Here is a 22,862-nt window from a genome sequence, read left to right as displayed (position 1 = left end):
CCACCCCCTCCCTTTTCCCCCCCCCCCCCCCGGTCTGGTTCCTTTTGGGTAGCCCGCCCTGTTTTGGCACCCGCCACGCCCCACCCCCGCGGTGAAGGAGGCCTTCACGGCATGGGGGCGCTTTTGTCACGTCGATGCGAATTCCGGGCGCCTGTTTTTGTCACTCCACAGTGGACTCCGAGCCTGGCAGGGGTCGTGCTAGGGTTTCGCGGTGAGCGACTTTCCGCCCGTCCCGTTCGGTTCGCGGTTGCTCGGTCCCGCCGGGCAGGATGGGCAGACGCTGCGGATCCGGATCCAGGTGCTGCTCACCGTCACCCTGATCGTCGCGAACCTGATCGGCGCCGGTGTCGTCGTCGTGCTGTCGGTCCTCGTCGTGCCGAGCGCGGGGATCGAGAGCCGGACGTGGTCGGTGTGGGCCGTCGTGACCCCGGTCTACATCTGCGGGGCGGTGGCGGTCGGTGCCGTCTGGGGCACCCGCGACGCGTTCCGCGCGCTGCGCTGGGTCACCGAGCAGCGGGTGCCCGACGCGGGCGAGCGGCGTGCCGCGCTGCGCGTGCCGCTGCGGCTGACACTCGTCCAGGTCTCGCTGTGGGGGCTCGCGACGGTGCTGTTCACCGTGCTGGCGGCGGTCCTGCAGCCGAACCTCGTCGCCGCGATCGGGTTCACCGTCGGCTTCGCCGGGATCGTCGTCTGCGCGAACGCCTACCTGCTCGGCGAGTTCGCCCTCCGGCCCATCGCCGCCCGCGCCCTCACCGGCGCGGCGTGGCACTCCGCCGGCGCGGGGATCGGGCTGCGGATGCTGCTGTTCTGGTGCCTCGGCACCGGCGTCCCGGTCGCCGGGCTGGTGACGGTCGCGGTGTTCGCGCTGGCCCGCCAGGACGTCTCGGCCACGAAGCTCGCGGTCACCGTCGTCGTGCTCGGCGTGGTGGCGATCGTGTTCGGCATGCTGCTGACGGTGTTCACCACGCGGGCGACGGTGGCGCCGATCCGCTCGGTCCAGGCGGCGTTGCGGAAGGTGCGGCACGGCGAGCTGGACGTCGAGATCCCGGTCTACGACGGGACGGAGCTGGGCCTGCTGCAGGCGGGGTTCAACGACATGGTGGCCGGGCTGCGCGAGCGGGAACGCATCCGCGACCTGTTCGGCAGGCACGTCGGGCAGGAGGTCGCCCGCGCCGCGGTGGACCGGTTCGCGGAACTGGGTGGCGAGGAACGCGAGGTGTCGGTGCTGTTCGTCGACGTCGTCGGGTCCACCACCATCGCCGCGACCCGGCCGCCGACCGAGGTCGTCGACCTGCTCAACCGGTTCTTCGCCGTGGTGGTCGACGAGATCGACCGGAACCACGGGCTGGTGAACAAGTTCGTCGGCGACGCCGTCCTCGCGATCTTCAACGCGCCCGTCGCCCTCGACGACCACGCCGGGGCGGCACTCGCGGCGGCCCGCGCGATCGGGTCCCGGCTCGCGGCCGAGGTGCCCGGCTGCGCCGCGGGCGTCGGCGTCGCCACCGGGCAGGCGGTCGCGGGGTACGTGGGGGATCGGCGCCGGTTCGAGTACACGGTCATCGGCGACGCGGTGAACGAGGCGGCCCGCCTCACCGACCTCGCGAAGGACGTCCCCGGCAGGGTGCTCGCCTCCTGGCGCGCTGTCGAGTCCACTTCGGACGGTGAGGCCGCCCGGTGGCGGACGGCGGGGGAGGTCACGCTGCGCGGCCGTCTCGAAGGCACCACCCTCGCGGTCCCGGCCTGAGGCGGGTCAGTTCTTGCGGCTGCGCGAGCCGAGGATCATCAGCGTCTTCGTGCCGGTCACCGCGCCGGACCGGCGCAGCTGGTCGATGACCTGCTGCAGGTGGCCGATGTCGCGGGCACGCAGGTGGATCAGCGCGTCGGGGTCGCCCGCGATGGTGAACACCGTCTGCACCTCGGGCAGTTCGGCGGCGTTGCGCATGATCTCCTCGACGCCGGTGGTGCCGACGTACCGGATCTCGGTGAACGCCTCGATGCCCCAGCCGAGCTTGGCGTGGTCGATTTCGACGGTGAACCCGGTGATCACCCCGATGTCGCGGAGGCGGTCGACGCGCCGCTTGACCGCCGCGACCGACAGCCCGACCTCCTGGGCCATCTCGGAGTACGTCCGGCGGCCGTCCTCCCGCAGCAACTGCAGGACCCGCAGATCGGTCTCGTCCACTTCGGCCACTCGCGCCTCCTTACGCCCGGCACGCAAACAATAGCCGCCGAATCGGCGTTCATGAAGAGTTCTTTGCGTGTTGCGCTACGCTTCGCGGGACTTGCTTGCGCGAGGGGTCGCGCTTCGGCTGTGCTGTGGCGTAGCCCACCACGAACGACCCTGGATGGAGGCTCCCCTGTGAGCGTCGACCTCGCCGCCGTCTCCCTGGACGACCGCTACACGGCCGAGCGCGGCAGGGTGCTGATGTCCGGCATCCAGGCGCTGGTCCGGCTGATGCTCCAGCAGCGGGAGCTCGACGAGTCCCGCGGCCTGGACACCCGGGTGTTCGTCAGCGGCTATCCGGGTTCGCCGCTCGGCGGGCTGGACATGGAGCTGGCCAGGGCCGCCCGGTTCACCGAACCCGCGGGCATCGTCTTCCAGCCCGGCCTCAACGAGGAACTCGCCGCGACCGCGGTGGCGGGCACGCAGCTGCTCGGCGAGACGCCCGGCCGGCGCCACGACGGCGTCACCGGGTTCTGGTACGGCAAGAACCCCGGTCTCGACCGGGCCGCCGACGCGATCCGGCACGGCGTCGTCGCGGGCACCGCCACGCTCGGCGGCGCGGTCGCGCTCATCGGTGACGACCCGGACTGCAAGTCCTCGACGCTGCCCAGCGCGAGCGAGCAGCTGTGCCAGAGCCTGTCGATGCCGTTGCTCGCGCCCGGCTCGATCCAGGAGATCGTCGAACTCGGCCTGCACGCGGTCGCGATGTCGCGGGCCAGCGGCCTGTGGACCGGCCTGAAGATCGTCGCCGACATCGCCGACGCGTCGGCCACCGTCGACGTCGGCGGGCTGGGCCACGAGATCCCCGAACCGCCGAAGACACCGAGGCCCGCGCCCGGCGCGCTGGTCGGGCCTGCCGCGGTCGACGCCGAACACGACGTGCTCACCCGGCGCCTCAACCTGGCCCGCGCCTACGCCAGGGAGGCCGGGCTGAACCGGGTCACCTTCACCGCCGAGCGGGCCACCCTCGGCGTGCTGGCCTCGGGCATGGCCTACTCCATCGTTCTGCGCGCGCTGGCGGACCTCGGCATCGACGAGGCCGCGATGGACACCCTCGGCCTGCGGCTCATCCGGCTGTCCATGCCGTTCCCGATCGACGCCGGTGAACTGGCCGCGATGACCGGCGATCTCGACGAAGTCCTTGTGGTGGAAGACAAAACGCCGTTCCTGGAGGACGCGCTCAAGGCCGCGCTGTACCGGCGGCCCGGCGCGCCGAACGTGGTCGGCCGCCACGACGAGACCGGCAAGCCGTTGTTGTCCGCGCGCGGCACGCTGGGCGCGGACGAGGTCGCCCGCGCGCTGGCCGCCCGTATCGGCGCCGCCCGGCTGCCCCGTACCGCCGCCGCGCATCTGGAAGCGCTTGCCCCGGTCAGGGTTTCGCGCATCGCACTGCCCACTGTGGACGCCCGGACGCCGTACTTCTGTTCCGGCTGCCCGCACAACACCTCCACCCGCACCGGTGACGACACGCTCGTCGGCGTCGGGATCGGCTGCCACGCGATGGTCGCGCTCGACACCGCCGGGCGCGGGCACCAGATCGGGCTGACCCAGATGGGCGGCGAGGGCGCGCAGTGGATCGGGCTCGCGTCGTTCACCGACGACCGGCACTTCGTGCAGAACCTCGGGGACGGCACATTCCACCACTCCGGTTCGCTGGCGGTCCGCGCCGCCGTCGCGGCCGGGGTCACGATGACCTACAAGCTGCTCTACAACGACGCCGTCGCGATGACCGGCGGGCAGCAGGCCGAAGGGCGGCTCGGCATCCCGTCGCTGACCCGGTGGCTCGCGGTGGAAGGCGTCCGCCGCATCGTCATCACCACCGCGGAGCCCGAGACGTACCGCGGGGTCGCGCTCGACGAGATCGCGTCGGTCCGGCACCGTGACGACTTCGCCGACGTCGAGCGTGAACTCTCCACTGTGGACGGTGTCACGGTGCTGATCCACGACGACCGCTGCGCGGCGGAGGAACGGCGCCTGCGCAAGCGCGGGCAGCTGCCGGCCCCGGCCGAGAAGGTCGTGATCAACGAACGGGTCTGCGAAGGCTGCGGGGACTGCGGTGACGTGTCGACCTGCCTTTCGGTGCGTCCCGTCGAAACCGAGTTCGGCCGCAAGACGCGGATCCACCAGGCCTCGTGCAACTCCGACTTCAGCTGTCTCAAGGGCGACTGCCCGTCGTTCCTGCTCGTCGAGCCGGGGACGAAGCGCAAGCGGGAGATCCCGGCGCTGCCGGTCGAGCTGACCCCGCCGCCGGTCCGGTTCACCGGCGACGGCACGTTGCTGCGTATGCCGGGGATCGGCGGGACCGGCGTCGTCACCGTGTCGCAGATCCTGCAGATGGCCGCCCACCTCGACGGCCTCTATGCCGCCGGGCTGGAGCAGACCGGCCTCGCGCAGAAGGGCGGCCCGGTGATCAGCGACGTGCGGATCTCGAAGCAGCCCATCGGCGGGGCCCTGCGCGCGTCGAAGTCCACTGTGGACGTCCTGCTCGGCTTCGACCTGCTCGGTGCCGCCGCCGACGTGAACCTGGCCGCCGCCCACCGTGAGCACACCGTCGCGGTGGTCAACACCAGCGTCGTCCCGACCGCCGCGATGGTGACCAACCGGGTGGTCGTGCCGGGCACGCCGGACGACGCGCTGACGCGGGTCGAATCCGTCACCCGCGGCGCGGACAACTTCTACCTCGACGCGCTCGCGCTGTCGGAGGCGTTGTTCGGGGATCACATGCCCGCCAACATGCTGCTCGTCGGTGCCGCGTTCCAGCACGGCTGCGTCCCGGTGTCGGCCGAGGCGATCGAGCAGGCGATCCGGCTCAACGGGGCCGGTGTCGAGAAGACGCTGGCCGCCTTCCGCTGGGGCCGCGCGGCCGTCCTCGACCGGGACGCGGTGCTGGCCGCGACGTCGTCGCCGGAACGGGCGACCGTGGAGATCGACGAGGTCGCCGTCGCGATCGCCGCCGCGCACGCGCCGGGCGGGGAACTGGGCCGGGTGCTCGCCACCCGCGTCGCGGACCTCGTCGGGTTCCAGAACGAGGACTACGCCCGCCGCTACGCCGAGGAGGTCCGGCGCGTCGCCGATCTCGCCACCGAGCGGGCGGGCGCCGAGGGGGAGCGGGTCGCGGTCGCGTATGCCAAGGGGCTGCACAAGTTCATGGCGTACAAGGACGAATACGAGGTCGCGCGTCTGCACCTCGACACCGTCGAAAAGGCGAGGCGGGACGAGGAGTTCGGGCCGGACGCGTCGGTTTCGGTGCTGCTGCACCCGCCGGTGCTGCGGGCGATGGGCATGAAGCGCAAACTGCGGCTGCGGCGTTCGGCCGAGCTGGCGTTCAAGGCGCTGCGGGCCGCGAAAGGCTTGCGCGGCACGCGGTTCGACGCCTTCGGCTACGCCAAGGTCCGTCGCGTCGAGCGCGCGCTCATCGGCGAGTACCAGCGTCTGGTGCGGGACGCGCTCGCGCACCTCACACCGGGCACCGTCGACGCCGTCACCGCGATCGCCGAACTGTCCGACGTCGTCCGCGGCTACGAGGACATCAAACTCGCGCGCGTCGAGGAGTTCCGGGCCCAGGCCCGCGAATCACTCGCGAACCTCCACGCGGGCGCGGCGGCGGAGGTGGCCGCGGGACGGTGAATCCGGGCGGTGCGAGGCCGCCCGGCTACCGCGGCGGGGTGTGCTCCTGCGGCGGGGAACCGAGGTCCGGCCGGGTGTTCAACGGCGTGTGGATGGGCGCGTCGATCCGCAGGATCCGGGTACGAGCGGCGTTGATGAACTGAAGACGTTCGTGTTCCATCGTGTCGCGTACCTGCCGCCAGAGGGGATCGGTGTAGGGCTCTCCTCGCTGGATCATGCGGTTGGTCCGGAAGAACGTTTCGTCGCACCGGGCGGCGGCGTCGATGAGATCCTGGTGGCCGAACAGCCACAACGACGCCAGTGCCTGGTTCCAGCCGGTCCAGTCGATCACCTCGCCGTCGTCCCAGAACCGTTTGAGCGCCCGCTGGTTCCGCGTCGATTCGTGGATGACGTCCCGGCACGCGTCCGCGAGCTTGTCGCGTGACCACTGCCGTTTCTGGGTCCGGCTCGTCAGCATGGCACCCGCGAACACGCCCGCGAGCGCGATGAGTGATCCGGCCGCGCTCGAAGTGGCTATCTGCCACGGGAACGCCATGACAAACACCCTCCGGCGGTGGGAGACGCGAGTAGGCCGGGGCAGATACTAGGGGAGTTTGCCTTCGTAGTCGGGCAGTTTGAAGGTGCGCTCGGCGTGACCGCCGGCGAGATCGGAGGCGCTGTTGCCGATGTTCGCGACGATCGTGTAGCCCTTGGCCTCGATGTCGGTGCGCGCGGTGGTCTTGAACTTCTGCAGATCGAGCAGGTCGCCGAGGTCCGTTTCGTAGAGCCCGGCGTAGCGGTAGCCCACCTCGTCCAGATTGTGCCGGGTGACCGCGTCGCCCAGTTTCGGCCTGCCGGTCACGAAGAACACCGTGGCGCCGCGTTCCCCGGCGAGCCGGGCGACCCGCAGTGTCGGGGCCAGCGCGGGAACGTCGGCCAGTGACGGGTGATAGGTCGACTCCAGCGACGTGTTGTCGATGTCCAGGACGATCGCGGGACGGCCGGAGCCGGGGAGCCGCTGGTTCAGATAGCTCGCGGCCTGGCCGGTGACCGCGGTGACGTCGGCGATCCAGGTCGCGTAGGGCGGGAGGGCCGCCGCCGGCGCGGTTTCCGCGGACGACGTCGCGGGCGTGGCGAGCAGCCCGGCCACCGCGAGCGTGAGGACGAACGGAGTCCGGACGCGCTTCATGCGAGCCTCCTCGGCCGTCGGCCAATGCCGAAACAGTTTCATGTTCAATCGGAAGATACTGCGCGATACCGGTTCGCGCGACCTCGCCGGAGACGGTTCATCGCGACGGCACCGAGTAGTGGCCCCGCGGACAGCAGCGGGACAGCCGCGCGCCAGCCGACGTCGTCGGCCAGCAGCGGCAGCAGCTGGATCGTCACGGCGCTGAACAGGAAGCCCAGCGCCGTCATCGCGGTGAGCGCCGTGCCGACGTAGCGCGGGTCGGCGAATTCGGCGAGCGCGGCGGAGAACTGGCCGGAGTCCGCGATCACCGACACGCCCCACAGCGCCAGCACGGGGATCAGCCAGCCGGTGCCGAACGCGGGATAGGAGAGGAGCCCGCACAGTCCGCTCGCCAGCATCGCCGCCATCGCCACGACCGCGCGGCCGCTACGGTCGGACAGCACTCCGCCGGCGAGGCAGCCGAACGCTCCGCAGACGCCGATCACCACGAACGCCGCCGGCCCGCCGCCGAGACCGCTCGCGACGACGTACGCGGGAAGCCACGCCCACAGCGCGTACAGCTCCCACATGTGGCCGAAGTAGCCGAGGCACACCAGCCGCTGGCGGCGATCGGCGAGCATCCGGAGAAGGTATCGGGGCTGCCACGGCGGGGAGGGCGGCAGGTCAGGGCCGGGACGCACGAACGTCACGGCGATCATCGCCGCCGCCAGCGCCAGCAGCGCGGCCGTGCGCAGGACCGTGTGCCAGCCGTAGGGGACCAGCAGGTTCGGCGTCGCCGAGCCGAGGGTGAGCGAACCGAGCAGCACCCCGAGCGCGAGGCCTCTGCGGTGCGGGAACCACGAGACCACGACCTTCATCCCGACCGGGTAGACACCCGCGAGCGCGAAGCCGGTGACGAACCGGAGCACGACCGCGAACCAGCGGATGCCGCCGCACGCCGGGAAAGCGGCCGTCGCGACGGAGGCGAGCGCGGCACTGGCCGCGATGAGCACGGGTGGGGAGAGGCGGTCCGCCAGGTTGAGGGCCGCGGAAACCACCGCCCCCACCGCGAATCCGGTCTGCACGGTGATCACGAGCAGGATGCCCTCTTCGCGGGACAGTCCCCATTCGGCCCGCAGCGCGGGTACCACCGCCGACGCCGAAAACCAGACGCTCATCGCGCACACCTGGACGGCGGCCATCAGTGCGAGCTGGCGCGGCCGCGCGAACCGGGAAGGGACCATCCGCCCTGCTTAAGGTGACCCCCGACCCCGGTCAACGGTGCGTGGTCCTCGTTCACACCAAGGAATGAAATCGATCCCGGCAGGTGGAATGGGGGTGCCCGCCCCTTCGGCAGTCCATAGTGGACGAAAGAGCGGGCTGCCCGGCAGGCCGGTGCCGGGCCCCGTTGCGATGACATCCTGGCGACGCCGGGTGACCGGGGTGTGTCCCGGGCTGGTACGGACAGTGGTATCGCGTCGTTCGCGCCGCACGCTCAGGTGATCATCCGTGCGACGGGCTGACCTCACCTGGTGCGGCGGCCCGTGGTGCGCTGGACTGGGGCCGTCGCGCGAGAGTCGCCGCAGACGAAGAGGAGGACTGTTATGGCCGTATGGACGAGATGCGCGGTCGCCATGGCCGCGACGGGGCTGGTTCTCTGCGCCCCGGCCGTGGCGCAGGCGGCTCCCGGCGATGCCGGCGGGGGCGAGTCGGCCGCGGTCGCCGCCGAGGCCGCCCCGGCGGTCCCCGCCGCGCTCACCGTCACCCGCGGCGAGCTGATCAAGCGGGCCACCACCTGGCACCCGCACACCGCCCAGCGCATCCCCTATGACCAGAACAAGATGCACGACGGCTACCGCACCGACTGTTCCGGCTACGTGTCCATGGCCGCCGGGCTGGCCAAGCCGGGCCCCAACACCGTCGCGCTCGCCGGGAGCAAGGTGTCGGCCCCGATCGACAAGAAGGACATGAAGACGGGCGACCTGTTCATCGACGCCATCGGTGACCACAACACCCGGCACGTGGTGATCTTCGAGAAGTGGTCCAACGCGCAGCACACCAAGTACTGGGCGTACGAGCAGCGCGGCGGCTACGGCACCGACCACCGCGAACTCACCTACGGGCTCGACGCGGGCAGTCAGTTCAAGGCGCACCGCCTGAAGAACATCACGGACTGACCTCCGCGGGCCTGCCCGGCCGATGGGGACCGGGCAGGCCCGCGGACCGTTCACGGGGCGGGGACGGCGGCGCCCTGGCCGAGCCCTTCGTCCTGCCGCCCGGCACGGCCGAGCCGGAACTGCTCGGGCCGCTGCGGGACCCAGAAGGCGAAGATCGCCGCGAGCGCCGTGGTGAAGATCAACAGGCCGAACGCTGCGGTGTAGGAGAACGTGTCGGCGAGCCAGCCCATCAGCAGCGGCGCGCTCGCGCCCGCGACCTGGCCGCCGAAGTTCAGCACGCTCATCCCGGTCCCGGTCAGCGCGGGTGGCAGGATCCGCAGCGGCAGGCCGAAGATGCACATCGTGCTCAGCCCGGACAGCCCGATCGCGAGGGTCTCGTACACGGTGAACTCCGCCGTGGTGCCCGCGGCCGTCATCAGGCCGAGCAGCACCGCGGTCCCCAGCGTGATCGAGGCGAGGAACCACCGGGCGCGCTGGGCGAAGAAGCGGTCGAACAGCCAGCCGCCGAGGATCGTGGTGACCACGGTGACCAGCATCGGGATCGCCGAGAGCAGCCCGGTCTGCGCCATCGAAACGTGCCGGGCCTCCAGCAGATAGCTCGGCACCCAGGTGATCAGGCCGTAGGCGAGCATGTTCATCGAGCAGAACAGCACCGCGAACTTCCACAGCTGGGGCGATCGCAGTACTTCCCGCCGCGACGCGGAGACCGGCGGCGCGTTGCCGACAGTGGCGTTGAGCCGGGCGGGCAACGGCTTCGGCAGCAGGCTCCACAGCAGCACGCCGATGAGGACGCCGCCCAGCGCCAGCCAGAGGAACGTGTGCCGCCAGCCCACCGCGGCGATCAGCGGGGCGACGATGAGCGGCGCGAGGCCCGGCCCGACACCGCTGGAGGCCAGCATGACCCCGGTGACCGTCGCCCGCCGGTCCGGGGTGGTGCGCTCGGCGACCGCCTTGAACGACGCGGCGGGGAAACAGCCCTGCGAGATCCCGAACAGCGCCCGCATCGCGAGCAGGACACCGAACGTGCCGGCGAGGCCGGTCAGCGCGGTGAACCCGGACCACAGCACGAGCGTGACGAGCATCGGCTTGCGGGAGCCGAAGCGGTCGGCGAGGAACCCGGCCGGGACCTGGCAGGCCAGGTACACCACGGCGAACGTGGTGACCAGCAGTCCCTGCAGCGTCTTGCTCAGCCCGAACTCGGCGCCGATCGAGGGCAGGGCCATGCCGATCGCGAACCGGTCGACGTAGTCGATCGACCAGGCGAGCAGCAGGATGATCATGGTCAGGGTGGCGGTGCGGCGGATTCTGCTCCGCGTCCAGTCCTCGGTGACGGGCGCTGGATTCATCGGTGAACCTCCGGATTTCGGTGTGGCGCCCCCCCTGCGTTCGCGGTGCCTTCAGTCCTCCGTCTCCAGCACGTACTTCCCGTCCTTGGTGAAGCCGGTGATCGCCGCGCCCCCGGCCATCCGGCCGCTCAGCGCCTCGCGCATCCGTTCCCGCCACAGCGCCGCGCACGCCGGGTCTTCCAGGCGCAGGCCTTCGATGTCGGCCGGGGTGTCCACCAGCACGGCGGACGCGCCGGTCGTCCTCGGCTCCGGCCTGCCGTCCTCGTTCGCCAGCGCGCATTCGGCGCCCGGGGCCGGCTGGGCGTAACACGGGTGTCCGGTGGCGGCGGCCTCGACGTCCGGGGCGGCCAGCTCCCACGACATCAGCAGCCGGTCGGTGGCGCCGCCGCCGTTGATGTGGTCGTCCATCGGGCCGTAGAAGTCGGGCAGGTACTCCGCCGGGCGGGCGCCGAGCTTGACGAGGTTGAAGTGCGCGTTGCGGCGGACCAGCGGGTCGAACGTCCAGGTGATCCGCGCCAGCCCGCGCTCCAGCGCCCACGCCCGCTGGTGCAGTTTGAGCGCGAAGCCGACCGAACGTCCCCGTGCCTGGGCCCCGACACCGGTGATGTGCGAATGCAGCGCGCACCCGACGGGTTCGGCGAACAGGCCGATGGCGGCGCCGACGAGCCTGCCGCCGAGGAACGCGCCGCCGACGTAGTTGCCGGTGTGCGCGAGCACTCGCAGCAGTTCCTCGGTGATGGGCGGGTTACGGGGATCGGGCCGCCAGATACCGCGGAACAGCTCGTTCAGCTCCCGCAGTTCGGCGGACTCGCCGAGTTCCCGGATCCGGATGCCCGCCGCGGCCGCCGTGTCGGCCGCGACCCGCTTCGCGTCCCGATGCGCCACGGTCATGCCCCGGCCTCGCAGTCTACTGTGGACACCTTGCTCCCTCCGGCGATGTGCTGAGCACGCTACGAGGCGGGGCCCGGCGAGGGGGTCGTGCGCCCCCACGAATGTGGCCGCCGATTCTTGTGCCGCTCCACGAAGGGCCCGGCGGCACCGTGTGACACCGTACGAACGGGCCCGCAGAGACACGAAACCCTGGTGAGGAGAAGGATGACGGACCGACCAATGCCGGAGGCGTTCCGGCACGCGCTGCCCGCGATGCTGGCCGACCTCGAGCGGCTGGTGTGCCGCGAGTCCCCGTCCGCCGATCTCGGCGCCGTGGCGCACAGCGCGGAGCTGGTGGCCGAGCTGGGGGACCGGCTGCTCGGCGTCCCGGCCGAACGCATCGTCCTCGAAGGGCGGACGCATCTGCGCTGGCGGCTCGGCGACGGGCCGTCCAGGGTGCTCGTGCTGGGCCACCACGACACCGTGTGGCCGCTGGGCTCGCTGCGGACGCATCCGTTCGGTGTCGAGGACGGGATCCTGCGCGGCCCGGGGTGTTTCGACATGAAGGCGGGCGTGGTGATGGGCTTCCACGCCGTCGCCGCGCTGCCCGATCCGTCCGGGGTGACGGTGCTGGTGACCGGTGACGAAGAACTCGGCTCGCCGTCCTCGGAAAAGCTGATCCGGGACGAGGCCGCCGGGTGCGACGCGGCGCTGGTGCTGGAGGCCGCGGCCGACGGCGGAGCCTTGAAGACGGCGCGGAAAGGCGTGTCCCAGTACGAAATCCGCGTCCGGGGGCGGGCCGCCCACGCCGGGCTCGAACCCGAACGCGGGATCAACGCGACCGTCGAACTGGCCCACCAGATCCTGGCCGTGGCCGCGCTCGCCGATCCGGGCGCGGGCACCACGGTCACCCCGACCGTGCTCGGCGCGGGCACCACCGGCAACACCGTGCCGGCCGAGGGCAGCTGCATGGTGGACGTGCGGGTGCGCGAACCGGCCGAACAGTCCCGTGTGGACACTGCGATCCGCGCGCTGCGACCGGTGTTGGCGGGTGCGGAGGTCGAAGTCGTCCCCGGGCCGCGTCGGCCGCCACTGCCGCTGTCGGCGTCGGAGGAGCTGTTCGCCCGCGCGGTACGGCTCGCCGGCGAACTGGGCATCGGGCCGATCACCGGGGTCGCGGTCGGCGGCGGCTCGGACGGGAACCTGACCGCCGGCGCGGGCACGCCGACGCTGGACGGGCTGGGCGCGGTCGGCGGCGGCGCGCACGCCGACGACGAACACGTCGTGGTCTCGGCGCTGCCCGGACGCACCGCGCTCGTGGCCGCGTTGATCGCCGAAGTACTCGAAACACAGAAGGAGGCATCGTGAGCACACAATCGCGAAGCGCCGCTCGCGATGCCGACCGGGTGCGGGTGTCCCGCAAAACACAGGAGGACAAGTGAAACTCACCGGGATCGAGTTCCGGCGGGTCCGGATGCCGCTGGTGGCGCCGTTCCGGACGTCGTTCGCGACGGAGACCACCAAGGAGGTGCTGCTGCTGCGGGTGGTCACCGACGAGGGCGAGGGCTGGGGTGAATGCGTCGCCATGGCGGAACCGCGCTACTCCTCCGAGTACCTCGACGGCTGCGCGGACGTGCTGCGCCGGTTTTTCCTGCCCGCGCTGGCGGGCCGGGACGTCACGGCGGCCGGGGTCGCGCCCGTGCTCGAGCCGTTCCGCGGGCACCGGATGGGGAAGGCCGCGCTGGAAATGGCCGTGCTGGACGCCGAACTGCGCGCACGGGGCGTGTCGCTCGCCGCGAACCTCGGCGCGGATCGCGAGCGGGTGCCGTGTGGCGTTTCGGTCGGGATCATGGACTCGATCCCCGAACTGCTCGACGCGGTCGACGGCTACCTGGACACCGGCTACCAGCGGATCAAACTGAAGATCCAGCCCGGGTGGGACGTCGAGCCGGTGCGGGCGGTGCGGGAGCGCTTCGGCGACGACGTGCTGCTCCAGGTCGACGCGAACACCGCGTACACGCTCGCCGACACCCGGCAGCTCGCGAAGCTGGACGCGTTCGGGCTGCTGCTCGTCGAACAGCCGCTGGACGAGGAGGACGTGCTGGGCCACGCCGAACTCGCGCGGCACCTGGAGACCCCGATCTGCCTCGACGAGTCGATCACCTCGGCGCGGGCGGCCGCGGCCGCCATCGCCATGGGCGCCTGCCGGATCGTCAACATCAAGCCCGGCCGCGTCGGCGGGTACCTCGAGGCGAAGCGTGTCCACGACGTCTGCGCGGCACACGGTGTCGCGGTGTGGTGCGGCGGGATGCTGGAGACCGGGCTCGGCCGGGCCGCGAACCTCGCGATCGCCGCGCTGCCGGGCTGCACCCTGCCGGGCGACACGTCGGCGTCGGACCGGTACTTTCGCACGGACATCACGGCGCCGTTCGTGCTCCAGGGCGGATTCCTGCCGGTCCCGGCCACGCCGGGCATCGGCGTCGAACCGCTGCCGGACGCGCTGGCGGAGTTCACCACCGGGACGGAGTTCGTGTCCCTGTAGGCAAACTCGCGGTGTCCGGTGTTCGCCAGAGTATGTTCGAAAGCATGACTTCGGCCTCGCCACTGGACAATCCGACCTGGGCGTCGTTGACCGGCCCGCACGCCGGCTTCGCCCAGCGGCACGGCCAGGCGCTGCGGTACCCGGCCGACGTCGTGCCGTTCTACGCGGTGCCCGGCGAACCCGGCGAGCGGATCTGGCACGACCTCGCCGGGCTGGCCGGGCCGGGTCAGGTCGCCCATGTCGCCTTCCCCGACGGGGAACTGATCCCGCCGGACGGCTGGGCGGTGGTCAACCACATCCACGGGGTGCAGCTCGTCGACGCCGGCCTGACACCTGCGGAGGATCCGGAGGCGATCCGGCTCGGCCCCGCCGACGTGCCGGAGATGCTGGACCTGGTCGAGCGCACCCAGCCCGGCCCGTTCCTCCCGCGCACCATCGAACTCGGCACCTACCTCGGCATCCGGCACCACGGGGCGCTGGTCGCGATGGCGGGGGAGCGGCTGCGCCCGCCGGGCTGGACCGAGATCAGCGCGGTCTGCACCGATCCGGCCCACCGCGGCAAGGGGCTGGCGACGCGGCTCGTCCTCGCCGTCGCCGCCGGGATCCGCGCCAGGGGCGAAACCCCGATGCTGCACACGACCGCGGCCAACACCACCGCGATCCGGCTGTACGAGTCGCTCGGGTTCGCGGTGCGCCGCAAGGCCGAGGTCCTGGCGGTCCGGGTCCCACCTTCGGTGTAAGGCACCGCCCGCGATCTGAGATCACCGGTCCGGATGCCGGGGCGGGGCCTACGCTCGGAAACGTGACCACGCTGCCCTTGATCGACCTCGCGAAGTTCCGTGATCCCGCCGCGGATCGCGCCGTCTTCCTCGACGAGCTGAGGCGCGCCGCCCGCGAAGTCGGGTTCTTCTACGTCGTCGGGCACGGCGTGCCCGAAACACTGACGACCGGCATTTTCGACGTGGCCAAGCGGTTCTTCGCGTTGCCGGTCGAGTCGCGGCTGGAGATCGAGAACGTCCATTCGCCCCAGTTCCGCGGCTACACACGCACCGGGCACGAGTACACCGGCGGTTCCCCGGACTGGCGCGAGCAGCTCGACATCGGGCCGGAGCGGGCGGCGGCCGAGCCGGGGCCGGGCGAACCGGCGTGGCGCAGGCTGATCGGGCCGAACCAATGGCCCGAGGCGGTGCCCGAACTCCGGGAGACGACGCTGGCCTGGCAAGCCGAGGCGCTGCGAGTCAGCCGCGAGGTCCTGCGCGCGCTCGCCGCCGCGCTGGGCCAGGACGAGAACTACTTCGACGCGTGGTTCGACGAGGAAGCCGCGACCCACCTGAAGATCATCCGCTACCCCGGCCGTCCCGCCGCCGACGCCGATCAGGGCGTCGGCGCGCACAAGGACTACGGCTACCTGGCGCTGCTCCAGCAGGACAAGATCGGTGGCCTCCAGGTCCAAGCGGCCGACGGGAGCTGGATCGACGCGACCCCGGTCCCGGGCAGCTTCGTGGTCAACATCGGCGAAATGCTGGAGATCGCGACGCAGGGTTACCTGACGGCCACCCGTCATCGGGTGGTGAGCCCGCCCGCCGGCGTCGAGCGGTTCTCGGTGCCGTTCTTCCTCGGCCCCCGGCTGGACGCGGTCGTCGAGCCGCTGCGCTTGCCGCCCGAGCTGGCCGCCGGGGCTCGCGGGATCAGCGACGACAAGGACAATCCGCTCCTCGCGGCCTACGGGGAGAACGCGCTGGTCGGCTGGCTGCGTTCGCATCCGAAAGTCGCCGAACGCTGGTGGTCGGACGTGCTGGCTGACCGAGCATGAGTGAGGACTGGTCGTTCGAGACGCGGCAGATCCACGCCGGTGCCCGGCCCGATCCGGCGACCGGGGCCCGTGCGACGCCGATTTACCAGAGCACGTCCTTCACCTTCGCGGACGCGCAGCACGCCGCGGACGCCTTCGCCTTGCGTGATCTCGAGTCGCACGCCTACACCCGGCTGTCCAATCCGACCACCGCGGTCGTCGAGGAGCGGCTGGCCGATCTGGAGGGCGGCGTCGCGGCGGTCGCGGTCGCCAGTGGCCAGGCCGCGTCGACGCTGGCGTTGCTGAACCTGGCACGGGCCGGTGACCACGTGGTCGCCGCCTCGGCGCTCTACGGCGGGACGTACAACCTGCTCGCGTACACGTTCGCCGATCTCGGCATCGAGGTGGACTTCGTGCGCGACCCGGACGACCTGGCCGCCTGGCGGGCCGCGATCCGGCCGGGCACCAAGGCGCTCTACGCCGAGAGCGTCGGCAACCCGCTGGGCAACGTGCTCGACGTCGCCGCGGTCGCGGAGGTCGCGCACGCGGCGGGCGTGCCGCTGGTGGTCGACAACACCGTGCCGACGCCGTATCTGGCGCGGCCGCTGGAACACGGCGCGGACATCGTGGTGCATTCGACCACGAAGTTCCTTTCCGGGCACGGAACCGGCATCGGCGGGATCGTCGTCGACGGCGGGAAGTTCGATTTCGCCGCCGAACCGGACCGCTGGCCGCAGCTCACCCGTCCGGACCCGAGTTACCACGGCCTGGTCTTCGCCACGGAGTTCGGCGAGCTCGCCTACAGCCTGCGGTTGCGCACCAAGCTCGTGCGGGATCTGGGACCGGCGGTGTCCCCGTTCAACAGTTTCCTGCTGCTGCAAGGGATCGAGACGCTCTCGCTGCGGATGGAGCGGCATGTCGAGAACGCTCTCGCGGTGGCCCGGTGGCTGGCGGAACACCCCGCGGTCGAGCAGGTCCACTACGCCGGGCTTCCCGGGAACCCTTGGTACGACGCGGCGAAGCGCTATCTTCCGCTGGGCGCGGGCGCGGTGGTGGCCTTCGAGCTGGCCGATGGTCTCGAAGCCGGACGCCGGTTCGTCGACCGATTGTCGTTGTTCAGCCATCTCGCCAATATCGGCGACGTACGCAGCCTGGTGATCCATCCGGCCTCCACCACGCACGCTCAGCTGGACGAGCGGCAGCAGCGCGAGAGCGGCGTGACGCCGGGCCTGATCCGCCTGTCGATCGGGCTGGAGGGGGCGCGCGACCTGATCGCCGACCTCACCCGCGCCCTGGGCGCTTGAAGCTCCACTGTGGACGTGAATGTCCACAGTGGAGCAACGCGTCACCGCGCGGCGGCAGGCGTGAGGACGCCATCGAGCACGCCGGACTTGATGCCCGCGATGATGGGCAGGCCGCAGTCTCTCGATAGCAACCTGGTCAGGACGGCGAGTCTTACCCACTCAGCGGTGCCGCACCAGACTACGCTCACTTAGCGTCATGCTATGTGCGCAGCCTGCTGAGCGTACTGCTGGAGTGCGCGGGCATGAACCTCCAAGGGAGTTGATGCAGGATGGGCAAGGTCAGCCTCGTTCGTGAAATCCCGCCCGGGAGTGGAGTCTACGGGCGACCTATCCTCGACGATGGTCAGCAGCACATCTCCGACTACGATCGCAAGAGAAGCAAGTGGGTTACGTACTGCGGTATCGATGTGCCCGACGATCACAGGTGTCCACCGTGGCCGGTCAAGCAGGAAATGCGCCCACCCACGTGTATCAGGTGTGACTACAACTACCGGTTAGCGCGTGGCTGGGATATCAGGCCCGATCATCCGGGGCGGACCTTGTCCGCATCCGATCCCAAGACCGGAAAGTCCAGCAGTGCGAAGAGCAAAGGCAAGAAGGCCTAGCCCGGCCCTGGACGGCCGTGCCCGCAGCGGCCAAAGTGAGGTATGGCGGACTCCGGGTCCCCTGGTAGCTTGATGGGGCGAAAGCGCTCTCTCGGCTTGACGGCGGATTCCGCATGATGGAACGTCGACGTAAGGCGGGCCACTGTGGACCGTGAAATAACGAGCCCGTAGCGCGCTCGTAACGAATGGCCACTATGGTCCCCTAGTCATGTCGGTAGGGCAGGCGGCCGGGGCGATCGCCGGTGGCGCCAAACAACGGAAAACGCACGTCAGCGAGGAAGATCTTGCCGGTGCTCATGCCGCGGCAGCCGTGGGCCGGTGGCTCCCGGTGGTCGCCGCGTTGCTGGGCGTCGTGACTTTTCTTCTGGTACGCCGAAGTCTGACCGACGACGCGTACATCACCTTGTCCTATGCCAAGAATCTCGCCGTGCACGGGACATGGGGGATGGTTCCCGGCGAAGCGGCCAATTCGGCCACCTCGCCGCTCAACGTGCTGCTGCTCGGCGCGCTGACGCTGGTGACAAGAATTTCCGGCGCGCCGCATCCGGTGCTCGCGCTCGGTGCGCTGACCGTCGCCGCCGGTGCTTCGCTCGGCTGGTCGTGGCTGCGTCTCGTCCGCGCGCTGCGGATCCCGCCCGCGGCCGGGCTGCTCGGCGTCGTGCTGGTGCTGGTCAACCCGTTCCTGTTGTCCGCGTTCGGGCTGGAAGTGCTGCTCATCCCGGCCGTGCTGATGCTGCTCACGGTGTTCGCCGTCGAGGGCAGGCCGATCCTGTTCGGCGCCGCCGCGGGACTCGCCGTGCTCACCCGGCTCGATCTGGTGGTGTTCGTCGTGCTCATCGCGGCGAGCGCGGCACCGATCCGGCGGCGTGCCTGGCTCGCGCTGGCGGCCGCGGTCGCCGTCGCGGCGCCGTGGTTCCTGTTCAGCTGGTTCGCCTTCGGTTCGTTCGTCCCGGACACGCTGGTCATCAAGCAGTCGCAGGCCTCGCTGTTCGCGCCGTGGAGCTACGTGAACGGGCCGGTCATGTACGCGCTCGGGCGGCCGATCGTGGTGCTGCTGACCTTCGCGCCCGCGGTGCTCGGCGTGCTCGCGCTCGCCGCGTGGGCCGCCGTCCGGTTCGCCGTGCGCTGGCCGCGGGTGCCGCCGCTGGGCCCGGTCGCCGCGCTCGGGGCCGGCGGCGTCCTCAACTACGTCGTGTACTCGCTGCTGGATGTCGGTCCCTACCACTGGTATTACGTGACGCCGGTGGTCGCGACGGGCGCGTTCGCGGTGGTGGCGTTCGGGGTGTGGCAGGGCCGGGCCAGGGAACGTCCCACGCTGCGGAGCGGGCCACCGCTGGCCGCGCTCGGCCTGGTCGGCGTGCTGACGCTGGCGCTGGCCGGGGTCGACGGCGCCCAGGGAGTGCCGTGGCGGTCGCCGGTCATCTTCGGGAACTGGGCGAGCGCCCAGGACTACGCCAGGGTGGGCAAGGACCTCGGGAAGCGGCTGAACGGCGCGACCGTCGCGAGCCCCGGCGAGATCGGCACGCTGGCCTACTACTGTGACTGCGCCATCCTCGACGTGTTCTCCGATCGCGGGCAGGTCGTCGGGCTGGTGAACGACCAGATCGCCGCGGCGGGCCCGGTCATGCGGACGGCGTTGCGGGTGAACTACCACTGGTTCGACCGCTCGCACACCCCGCGGAAGGTCGACTACCGGCTGCGGTACGAATCGGGTCCGGCGTCCGGACCGGACAGCTGGCAGGTGTATTCGGCGACCAAGGGCGTCGGCCATTTCACGCTGGTTCGTGCGGTTTGACGGTCATGAGCGCTTTCGCCGCAGCCGCCACGAGAACCTCGCCCCCGGCCGGACGGGCCGGGGGCCGACCTCGTGACGTTCCCGAAACCAGCCGCACCCAGCAGCGTACGAAAGGCCTGGAAAACCATGCGTGGCAACGCTTCCCTCATCACCGAGAGCGCGGGCGAGCCGCGACTGACCGAACGCGCTCCGCAGGGCAGGTTGACCGCGCAGCGTGGGTTGTATGCGGGTCCGGCTCCGATTGTGAGCAAGGATTTGTATGCGGAGCTGGAGTGGGGCTCGGCGGTGCGGGATCGTGGTGGGGTGACGGTGGAGCCGTCGTCTCGGGTGTCGGGGAACACGTATTTCGGGCGGTTCCCGGCCAGTTACTGGCAGCGGTGGACGACGGTGACCGAGGTCGCTGTGGAGGCGGTTGTCACGGGGGATGGGCAGCTGTCGGTGGGGGCCTCGGATGTCGAGGGTGAGCCGCGGGTGATTACCGCCGAGCAGGTCGCGGGTGCGAAGGCTCAGTTGGTGACGTTGACGGCGAGGCTGGACAAGTTCTACGACGGTGGCGCGTTGTGGCTGGACTTGGAGACCGAGGGTGGGCAGACGCTGCGGGTGGAGCGGGTCCGCTGGACGGTGGAGGCGCCGGAGCGGATCCGGCCCACGGCGGTGACGATCTGCACGATGAACCGTGCCGATGACTGTTTGAAGAATTTGCAGGCGCTGGCTGCGGATGTGTCGTCGCTGGACACGCTGGACGCGATCTACGTCGCCGATCAGGGCACGGATCTGGTGGAGTCGCGTGACGGGTTCGAGCAGGTCGCGAAGGATCTGGGGGAGAAGCTGCATTACATCAAGCAGCCGAACCTGGGTGGTGCCGGTGGGTTCACGCGGGGTCTGTATGAGGTGGCCGGGCACACCGCGACCGAGCACGCGAATGTGTTGTTCATGGACGACGACGTGTTGCTGGAGCCGGATCTGGTGATCCGGATGACGGCGTTTTCCAACCGGCAGGCGAATCCGGTCATCGTGGGTGGGCAGATGCTGAATCTGCTGCATCCGAATCAGCTGCATGTGGGGGCGGAGTACGCGAACCTCAACACGCTGGAGCCGGGGAAGCCGGTGGAGCATTCGCTGGAGACGGCGGATCTTTTGGGGATCGATGAGGAGACGTTGAAGCCGAACCGGCAGGATCGGCGGCTGGATGCGGGGTATAACGGGTGGTGGTCGTGCCTGATCCCGTATGAGGTGGTCAAGGCGGTCGGGTATCCGATGCCGTTCTTTTTCCAGTGGGATGACGCGGAGTATTCGTATCGGGCGCGGGCGGCGGGGTTCCCGACGGTGACGTTGCCGGGTGCGGGGGTGTGGCATGCGGACTTCCACTGGAAGGACTGGGATGAGTGGCACCGGTATTTCAATCTGCGGAATTCGATCATCACCGCGGCGTTGCATTCGCCGTTCAACCTGAATCTGCTGTCGCGGGTTTTGGTGGCGCAGATCGTGCGGTATCTGCTGGGGATGCAGTACGGGCTGACCGCGACGCTGTTGAAGGCGGTGGAGGATTTCCTGGAGGGCCCGGAGGTCCTGCGTGATGGCGGGGTCGCGGCGATGCAGGAGATCCGCCGGATCCGGGACGCCTACCCGGAGACCAAACGCCACAAGGCCACCGACGTGCCCGGCATCGCCTCCAACGATATCGGCATCATCAACGCCGCACCACCGCCCAGCCGCCCGATGCTCGTCATGCTCAAGCGGCTGCTGCACCAGACCCAGGGCAAGCAGCGGCACGCGCTGGGCGCGGTGGCCGCCGACGACGCGCACTGGTGGCATGTCGCGTTGTTCCGGACCGCGGTGGTGACCGACGCGAACCAGGAGGGCGTGCGGGTCCGCGCCTTCGACCGGGCGGCGATGTTCGAGCTGGCCCGCCGGAGCGCCAAGGTGATCAACCGCCTTCGCAAGGAAGGTGCCACCGCCCAGGAATTGTACAAGCGCGCCATGCCCGAGCTGACCTCGCGCGAGAACTGGACCCGCCTCTACCGGCTCTGACGCGGCCGCTCGTCGAGGACGAACAGCAGCATTCCGGCGCAGAGCAACAGGGCGGCACCCCACGCCGCCCTGTTGCCCAGCCACGCGGTGACGAGCGCGCCGAGCCCGGCGCCTGCCAGGAAGGACAGGCAGATCGCGCCGAACGCGCGGGCCTGTGCCGCGGCGCCGGGCTCCTTGCGGAACACCGCGCGGTAGGCGGCCCTGGTCGCGGTGCGGAGGTTCCCGGTGGTCATCGTGGTGTTGACCGCCCACTCGCCGAGCTTGCCGAACGTCGAGTTCTGCAGAGCGGCCACAAAGGACACGATGAGCACGATCGTGGTGCTGCTGAAGGAATCCGGCAGGAACCCGATCACCGCGAGCACCACGATCTCGGCCAGCAGCGCGACCCGCAGCGGCCGCCGCAGCCACGGCGCGACCCGCGGGTGGGTCACCGTTTCGGCCACCGCGACACCGGCCACGAAGGCCAGCAACGGCGGTACGTGGCTCAGCGCGTCGGCCCAGTCGCCCCGCGCCGCGAACACGCCGAGCAGCACCACGTTCCCGGTCTGCGCGTTGGCGAACACCCCTCCGTGCGCGACGAAGGTGAACGAGTCGAGGAAACCGCCCGCGACGGCGAGCAACGCGGCCAGCCGCAGGGTGCCCGCGGTGATGCGGCCGCTGTTCATGGTGTCCAGTGTGGACGGAACGGCGCGGCGGGTGCAACACGGGAGGCCTGGTCCCTCAGACGTCCTCGACGCGGAACACCGCGATGCGCTCGGCCGCCGCCGCGACGGCGTCCGGGGTCGGGGCGGCGGCCAGCCCGGTGGTCACGAGCCGGTCGGCGACACTCGCCGGGCTCGTCTCCACCAGTTCGCGCAGCAGCGGCCGCCGTTGATCGACCGGAACCTCCACCAGCCGTGCCGTCGACGAGCGGCGGCCGCGGGTGAGCGTCACCGTGTCCGCGGCGCGGGCGTTCGCCACCCACGCGGCCTTCGGGTACGCCTGCATGATGTAGCGGCCGCCGGTCAGCGGGATGACCGCGATGGGGAAGGTGCGCGGCTGCCCGCTGCGGCGCCCCGCGACGGTGAGCAGTTGCATCGGCCCGAAGGCGACGCCCAGGCGTTGCAGTCCGACGATGACCTTGTTCAGGGAGTTGACCATCCGGCGGTAGCTCTCGGCTTTCGTCATGCCGCCCACTGTACCCCCAGTATTACGAGACTCATATGATCTGCCCGGCATACTTCCTCCGGTGGGGTGGGGGGCTCGTGGGCTTGTTGTGGCGGTTGGGGTTCGTGCGGTGGCTTAGGTTGTGGGGGGGGGGGCGGGGGGGGGGGGGGGGGGGGCGCGCGCGGGGGGGGGGGGGGGGGGGCGGGGGGTGGGGGGGGGGGGCGCCGGGGGGGCCGGAGCCCCCGGGAACCCCCGA

General features: G+C 70.8%; 19 protein-coding genes. 10 read left to right on the top strand and 9 right to left on the bottom strand.

Features of this window, described 5'->3' with window-relative positions:
* Positions 1-211 precede the first annotated feature (211 nt).
* Positions 212-1,744 carry an adenylate/guanylate cyclase domain-containing protein gene (locus tag ACFWX1_RS01625; protein WP_378382867.1) on the top strand — a complete coding sequence of 511 codons (1,533 nt, stop codon included), beginning with the start codon at positions 212-214 and terminating at the stop codon, positions 1,742-1,744.
* A 6-nt stretch (positions 1,745-1,750) separates the two neighbouring features.
* Here the strand turns inward: ACFWX1_RS01625 and ACFWX1_RS01620 are convergent, their stop codons facing one another.
* Positions 1,751-2,191 carry an Lrp/AsnC family transcriptional regulator gene (locus tag ACFWX1_RS01620; RefSeq protein ID WP_378382866.1) on the bottom strand — a complete coding sequence of 147 codons (441 nt, stop codon included), beginning with the start codon at positions 2,189-2,191 and terminating at the stop codon, positions 1,751-1,753.
* Positions 2,192-2,425: 234 nt separating this feature from the next.
* Between ACFWX1_RS01620 and ACFWX1_RS01615 the strand changes: the two genes are divergently transcribed.
* Positions 2,426-5,851 carry an indolepyruvate ferredoxin oxidoreductase family protein gene (locus ACFWX1_RS01615; RefSeq protein WP_378382938.1) on the top strand — a complete coding sequence of 1,142 codons (3,426 nt, stop codon included), beginning with the start codon at positions 2,426-2,428 and terminating at the stop codon, positions 5,849-5,851.
* Positions 5,852-5,876: 25 nt separating this feature from the next.
* On the opposite strand, the gene ACFWX1_RS01610 is transcribed toward ACFWX1_RS01615, so the two are convergent.
* The 3 genes from ACFWX1_RS01610 to ACFWX1_RS01600 are packed head-to-tail and all read right to left on the bottom strand — an operon-like array spanning position 5,877 to position 8,242.
* Entirely contained in the window at positions 5,877-6,386 is a 510-nt protein-coding gene (locus ACFWX1_RS01610; RefSeq protein WP_378382865.1) for a hypothetical protein, read from the bottom strand.
* A gap of 48 nt (positions 6,387-6,434) precedes the next feature.
* Positions 6,435-7,019, bottom strand: a complete 585-nt coding sequence (locus tag ACFWX1_RS01605) for an HAD family acid phosphatase (protein WP_378382864.1) — start codon at positions 7,017-7,019, stop codon at positions 6,435-6,437.
* A gap of 44 nt (positions 7,020-7,063) precedes the next feature.
* Positions 7,064-8,242 (bottom strand): MFS transporter, encoded by a 1,179-nt coding sequence (locus ACFWX1_RS01600; protein ID WP_378382863.1) that lies wholly within the window; start codon positions 8,240-8,242, stop codon positions 7,064-7,066.
* A gap of 360 nt (positions 8,243-8,602) precedes the next feature.
* Between ACFWX1_RS01600 and ACFWX1_RS01595 the strand changes: the two genes are divergently transcribed.
* Positions 8,603-9,175 (top strand): hypothetical protein, encoded by a 573-nt coding sequence (locus ACFWX1_RS01595; RefSeq protein WP_378382862.1) that lies wholly within the window; start codon positions 8,603-8,605, stop codon positions 9,173-9,175.
* A 50-nt stretch (positions 9,176-9,225) separates the two neighbouring features.
* On the opposite strand, the gene ACFWX1_RS01590 is transcribed toward ACFWX1_RS01595, so the two are convergent.
* Complete coding sequence (locus tag ACFWX1_RS01590) at positions 9,226-10,521, bottom strand: MFS transporter (protein ID WP_378382861.1); 1,296 nt, start codon at positions 10,519-10,521, stop codon at positions 9,226-9,228.
* Between the two features lie 51 nt (positions 10,522-10,572).
* Positions 10,573-11,412, bottom strand: a complete 840-nt coding sequence (locus ACFWX1_RS01585) for a GNAT family N-acetyltransferase (protein ID WP_378382860.1) — start codon at positions 11,410-11,412, stop codon at positions 10,573-10,575.
* A 204-nt stretch (positions 11,413-11,616) separates the two neighbouring features.
* On the opposite strand from ACFWX1_RS01585, the gene ACFWX1_RS01580 reads away from it, so the two are divergent.
* The 5 genes from ACFWX1_RS01580 to ACFWX1_RS01560 all read left to right on the top strand — a co-directional run bounded on the left by ACFWX1_RS01580 (position 11,617) and on the right by ACFWX1_RS01560 (position 17,029).
* On the top strand, positions 11,617-12,759 hold the full coding sequence (locus tag ACFWX1_RS01580) for a M20 family metallopeptidase (RefSeq protein WP_378382859.1): 1,143 nt from the start codon (positions 11,617-11,619) through the stop codon (positions 12,757-12,759).
* A 70-nt stretch (positions 12,760-12,829) separates the two neighbouring features.
* Positions 12,830-13,933, top strand: a complete 1,104-nt coding sequence (gene menC / locus ACFWX1_RS01575) for an o-succinylbenzoate synthase (protein ID WP_378382858.1) — start codon at positions 12,830-12,832, stop codon at positions 13,931-13,933.
* Between the two features lie 44 nt (positions 13,934-13,977).
* A complete protein-coding gene (locus ACFWX1_RS01570; RefSeq protein ID WP_378382857.1) occupies positions 13,978-14,673 on the top strand; it encodes a GNAT family N-acetyltransferase in 696 nt (231 codons plus the stop codon).
* A gap of 62 nt (positions 14,674-14,735) precedes the next feature.
* Positions 14,736-15,746 carry an isopenicillin N synthase family dioxygenase gene (locus ACFWX1_RS01565; RefSeq protein WP_378382856.1) on the top strand — a complete coding sequence of 337 codons (1,011 nt, stop codon included), beginning with the start codon at positions 14,736-14,738 and terminating at the stop codon, positions 15,744-15,746.
* Positions 15,743-17,029: a bifunctional o-acetylhomoserine/o-acetylserine sulfhydrylase gene (locus tag ACFWX1_RS01560; protein WP_378382855.1), complete on the top strand. Its 1,287-nt coding sequence runs from the start codon at positions 15,743-15,745 to the stop codon at positions 17,027-17,029. Before ACFWX1_RS01565 ends, ACFWX1_RS01560 begins: the two co-directional genes overlap by 4 nt.
* 41 nt (positions 17,030-17,070) lie before the next feature.
* Here the strand turns inward: ACFWX1_RS01560 and ACFWX1_RS01555 are convergent, their stop codons facing one another.
* Positions 17,071-17,217, bottom strand: coding sequence for a hypothetical protein (locus tag ACFWX1_RS01555; RefSeq protein WP_378382854.1), 147 nt, complete (start codon positions 17,215-17,217; stop codon positions 17,071-17,073).
* A 625-nt stretch (positions 17,218-17,842) separates the two neighbouring features.
* On the opposite strand from ACFWX1_RS01555, the gene ACFWX1_RS01550 reads away from it, so the two are divergent.
* Positions 17,843-19,429, top strand: a complete 1,587-nt coding sequence (locus tag ACFWX1_RS01550; RefSeq protein ID WP_378382853.1) for a hypothetical protein — start codon at positions 17,843-17,845, stop codon at positions 19,427-19,429.
* Positions 19,430-19,555: 126 nt separating this feature from the next.
* The gene (locus ACFWX1_RS01545) at positions 19,556-21,460 is read left to right on the top strand and encodes a glycosyltransferase (RefSeq protein ID WP_378382937.1); all 1,905 of its coding nucleotides are present in this window, start codon (positions 19,556-19,558) and stop codon (positions 21,458-21,460) included.
* On the opposite strand, the gene ACFWX1_RS01540 is transcribed toward ACFWX1_RS01545, so the two are convergent.
* On the bottom strand, positions 21,448-22,125 hold the full coding sequence (locus ACFWX1_RS01540) for a YoaK family protein (RefSeq protein WP_378382852.1): 678 nt from the start codon (positions 22,123-22,125) through the stop codon (positions 21,448-21,450). The genes ACFWX1_RS01545 and ACFWX1_RS01540 overlap by 13 nt on opposite strands.
* 55 nt (positions 22,126-22,180) lie before the next feature.
* Positions 22,181-22,627 carry a nitroreductase family deazaflavin-dependent oxidoreductase gene (locus ACFWX1_RS01535; RefSeq protein WP_378382851.1) on the bottom strand — a complete coding sequence of 149 codons (447 nt, stop codon included), beginning with the start codon at positions 22,625-22,627 and terminating at the stop codon, positions 22,181-22,183.
* Positions 22,628-22,862 lie beyond the last annotated feature (235 nt).

This window comes from Amycolatopsis sp. NPDC059021 (assembly GCF_042739895.1).
Taxonomy (GTDB): Bacteria; Actinomycetota; Actinomycetes; order Mycobacteriales; family Pseudonocardiaceae; genus Amycolatopsis.
The sequence above is the reverse complement of the archived record's forward strand: the minus strand, read 5'-3'. Positions and strand labels throughout refer to the sequence as shown.

Coding starts and splice junctions, on each gene's coding strand:
- ACFWX1_RS01570 (WP_378382857.1), top strand. CDS start 13,978: ATGACTTCGGCCTCGCCACTGGACAATCCGACCTGGGCGTCGTTGACC.
- ACFWX1_RS01595 (WP_378382862.1), top strand. CDS start 8,603: ATGGCCGTATGGACGAGATGCGCGGTCGCCATGGCCGCGACGGGGCTG.
- ACFWX1_RS01580 (WP_378382859.1), top strand. CDS start 11,617: ATGACGGACCGACCAATGCCGGAGGCGTTCCGGCACGCGCTGCCCGCG.
- ACFWX1_RS01590 (WP_378382861.1), bottom strand. CDS start 10,521: ATGAATCCAGCGCCCGTCACCGAGGACTGGACGCGGAGCAGAATCCGC.
- ACFWX1_RS01545 (WP_378382937.1), top strand. CDS start 19,556: ATGCGTGGCAACGCTTCCCTCATCACCGAGAGCGCGGGCGAGCCGCGA.
- ACFWX1_RS01560 (WP_378382855.1), top strand. CDS start 15,743: ATGAGTGAGGACTGGTCGTTCGAGACGCGGCAGATCCACGCCGGTGCC.
- ACFWX1_RS01540 (WP_378382852.1), bottom strand. CDS start 22,125: ATGAACAGCGGCCGCATCACCGCGGGCACCCTGCGGCTGGCCGCGTTG.
- ACFWX1_RS01610 (WP_378382865.1), bottom strand. CDS start 6,386: ATGGCGTTCCCGTGGCAGATAGCCACTTCGAGCGCGGCCGGATCACTC.
- ACFWX1_RS01600 (WP_378382863.1), bottom strand. CDS start 8,242: ATGGTCCCTTCCCGGTTCGCGCGGCCGCGCCAGCTCGCACTGATGGCC.
- ACFWX1_RS01605 (WP_378382864.1), bottom strand. CDS start 7,019: ATGAAGCGCGTCCGGACTCCGTTCGTCCTCACGCTCGCGGTGGCCGGG.
- ACFWX1_RS01550 (WP_378382853.1), top strand. CDS start 17,843: ATGTCGGTAGGGCAGGCGGCCGGGGCGATCGCCGGTGGCGCCAAACAA.
- ACFWX1_RS01615 (WP_378382938.1), top strand. CDS start 2,426: ATGTCCGGCATCCAGGCGCTGGTCCGGCTGATGCTCCAGCAGCGGGAG.
- ACFWX1_RS01585 (WP_378382860.1), bottom strand. CDS start 11,412: ATGACCGTGGCGCATCGGGACGCGAAGCGGGTCGCGGCCGACACGGCG.
- ACFWX1_RS01535 (WP_378382851.1), bottom strand. CDS start 22,627: ATGACGAAAGCCGAGAGCTACCGCCGGATGGTCAACTCCCTGAACAAG.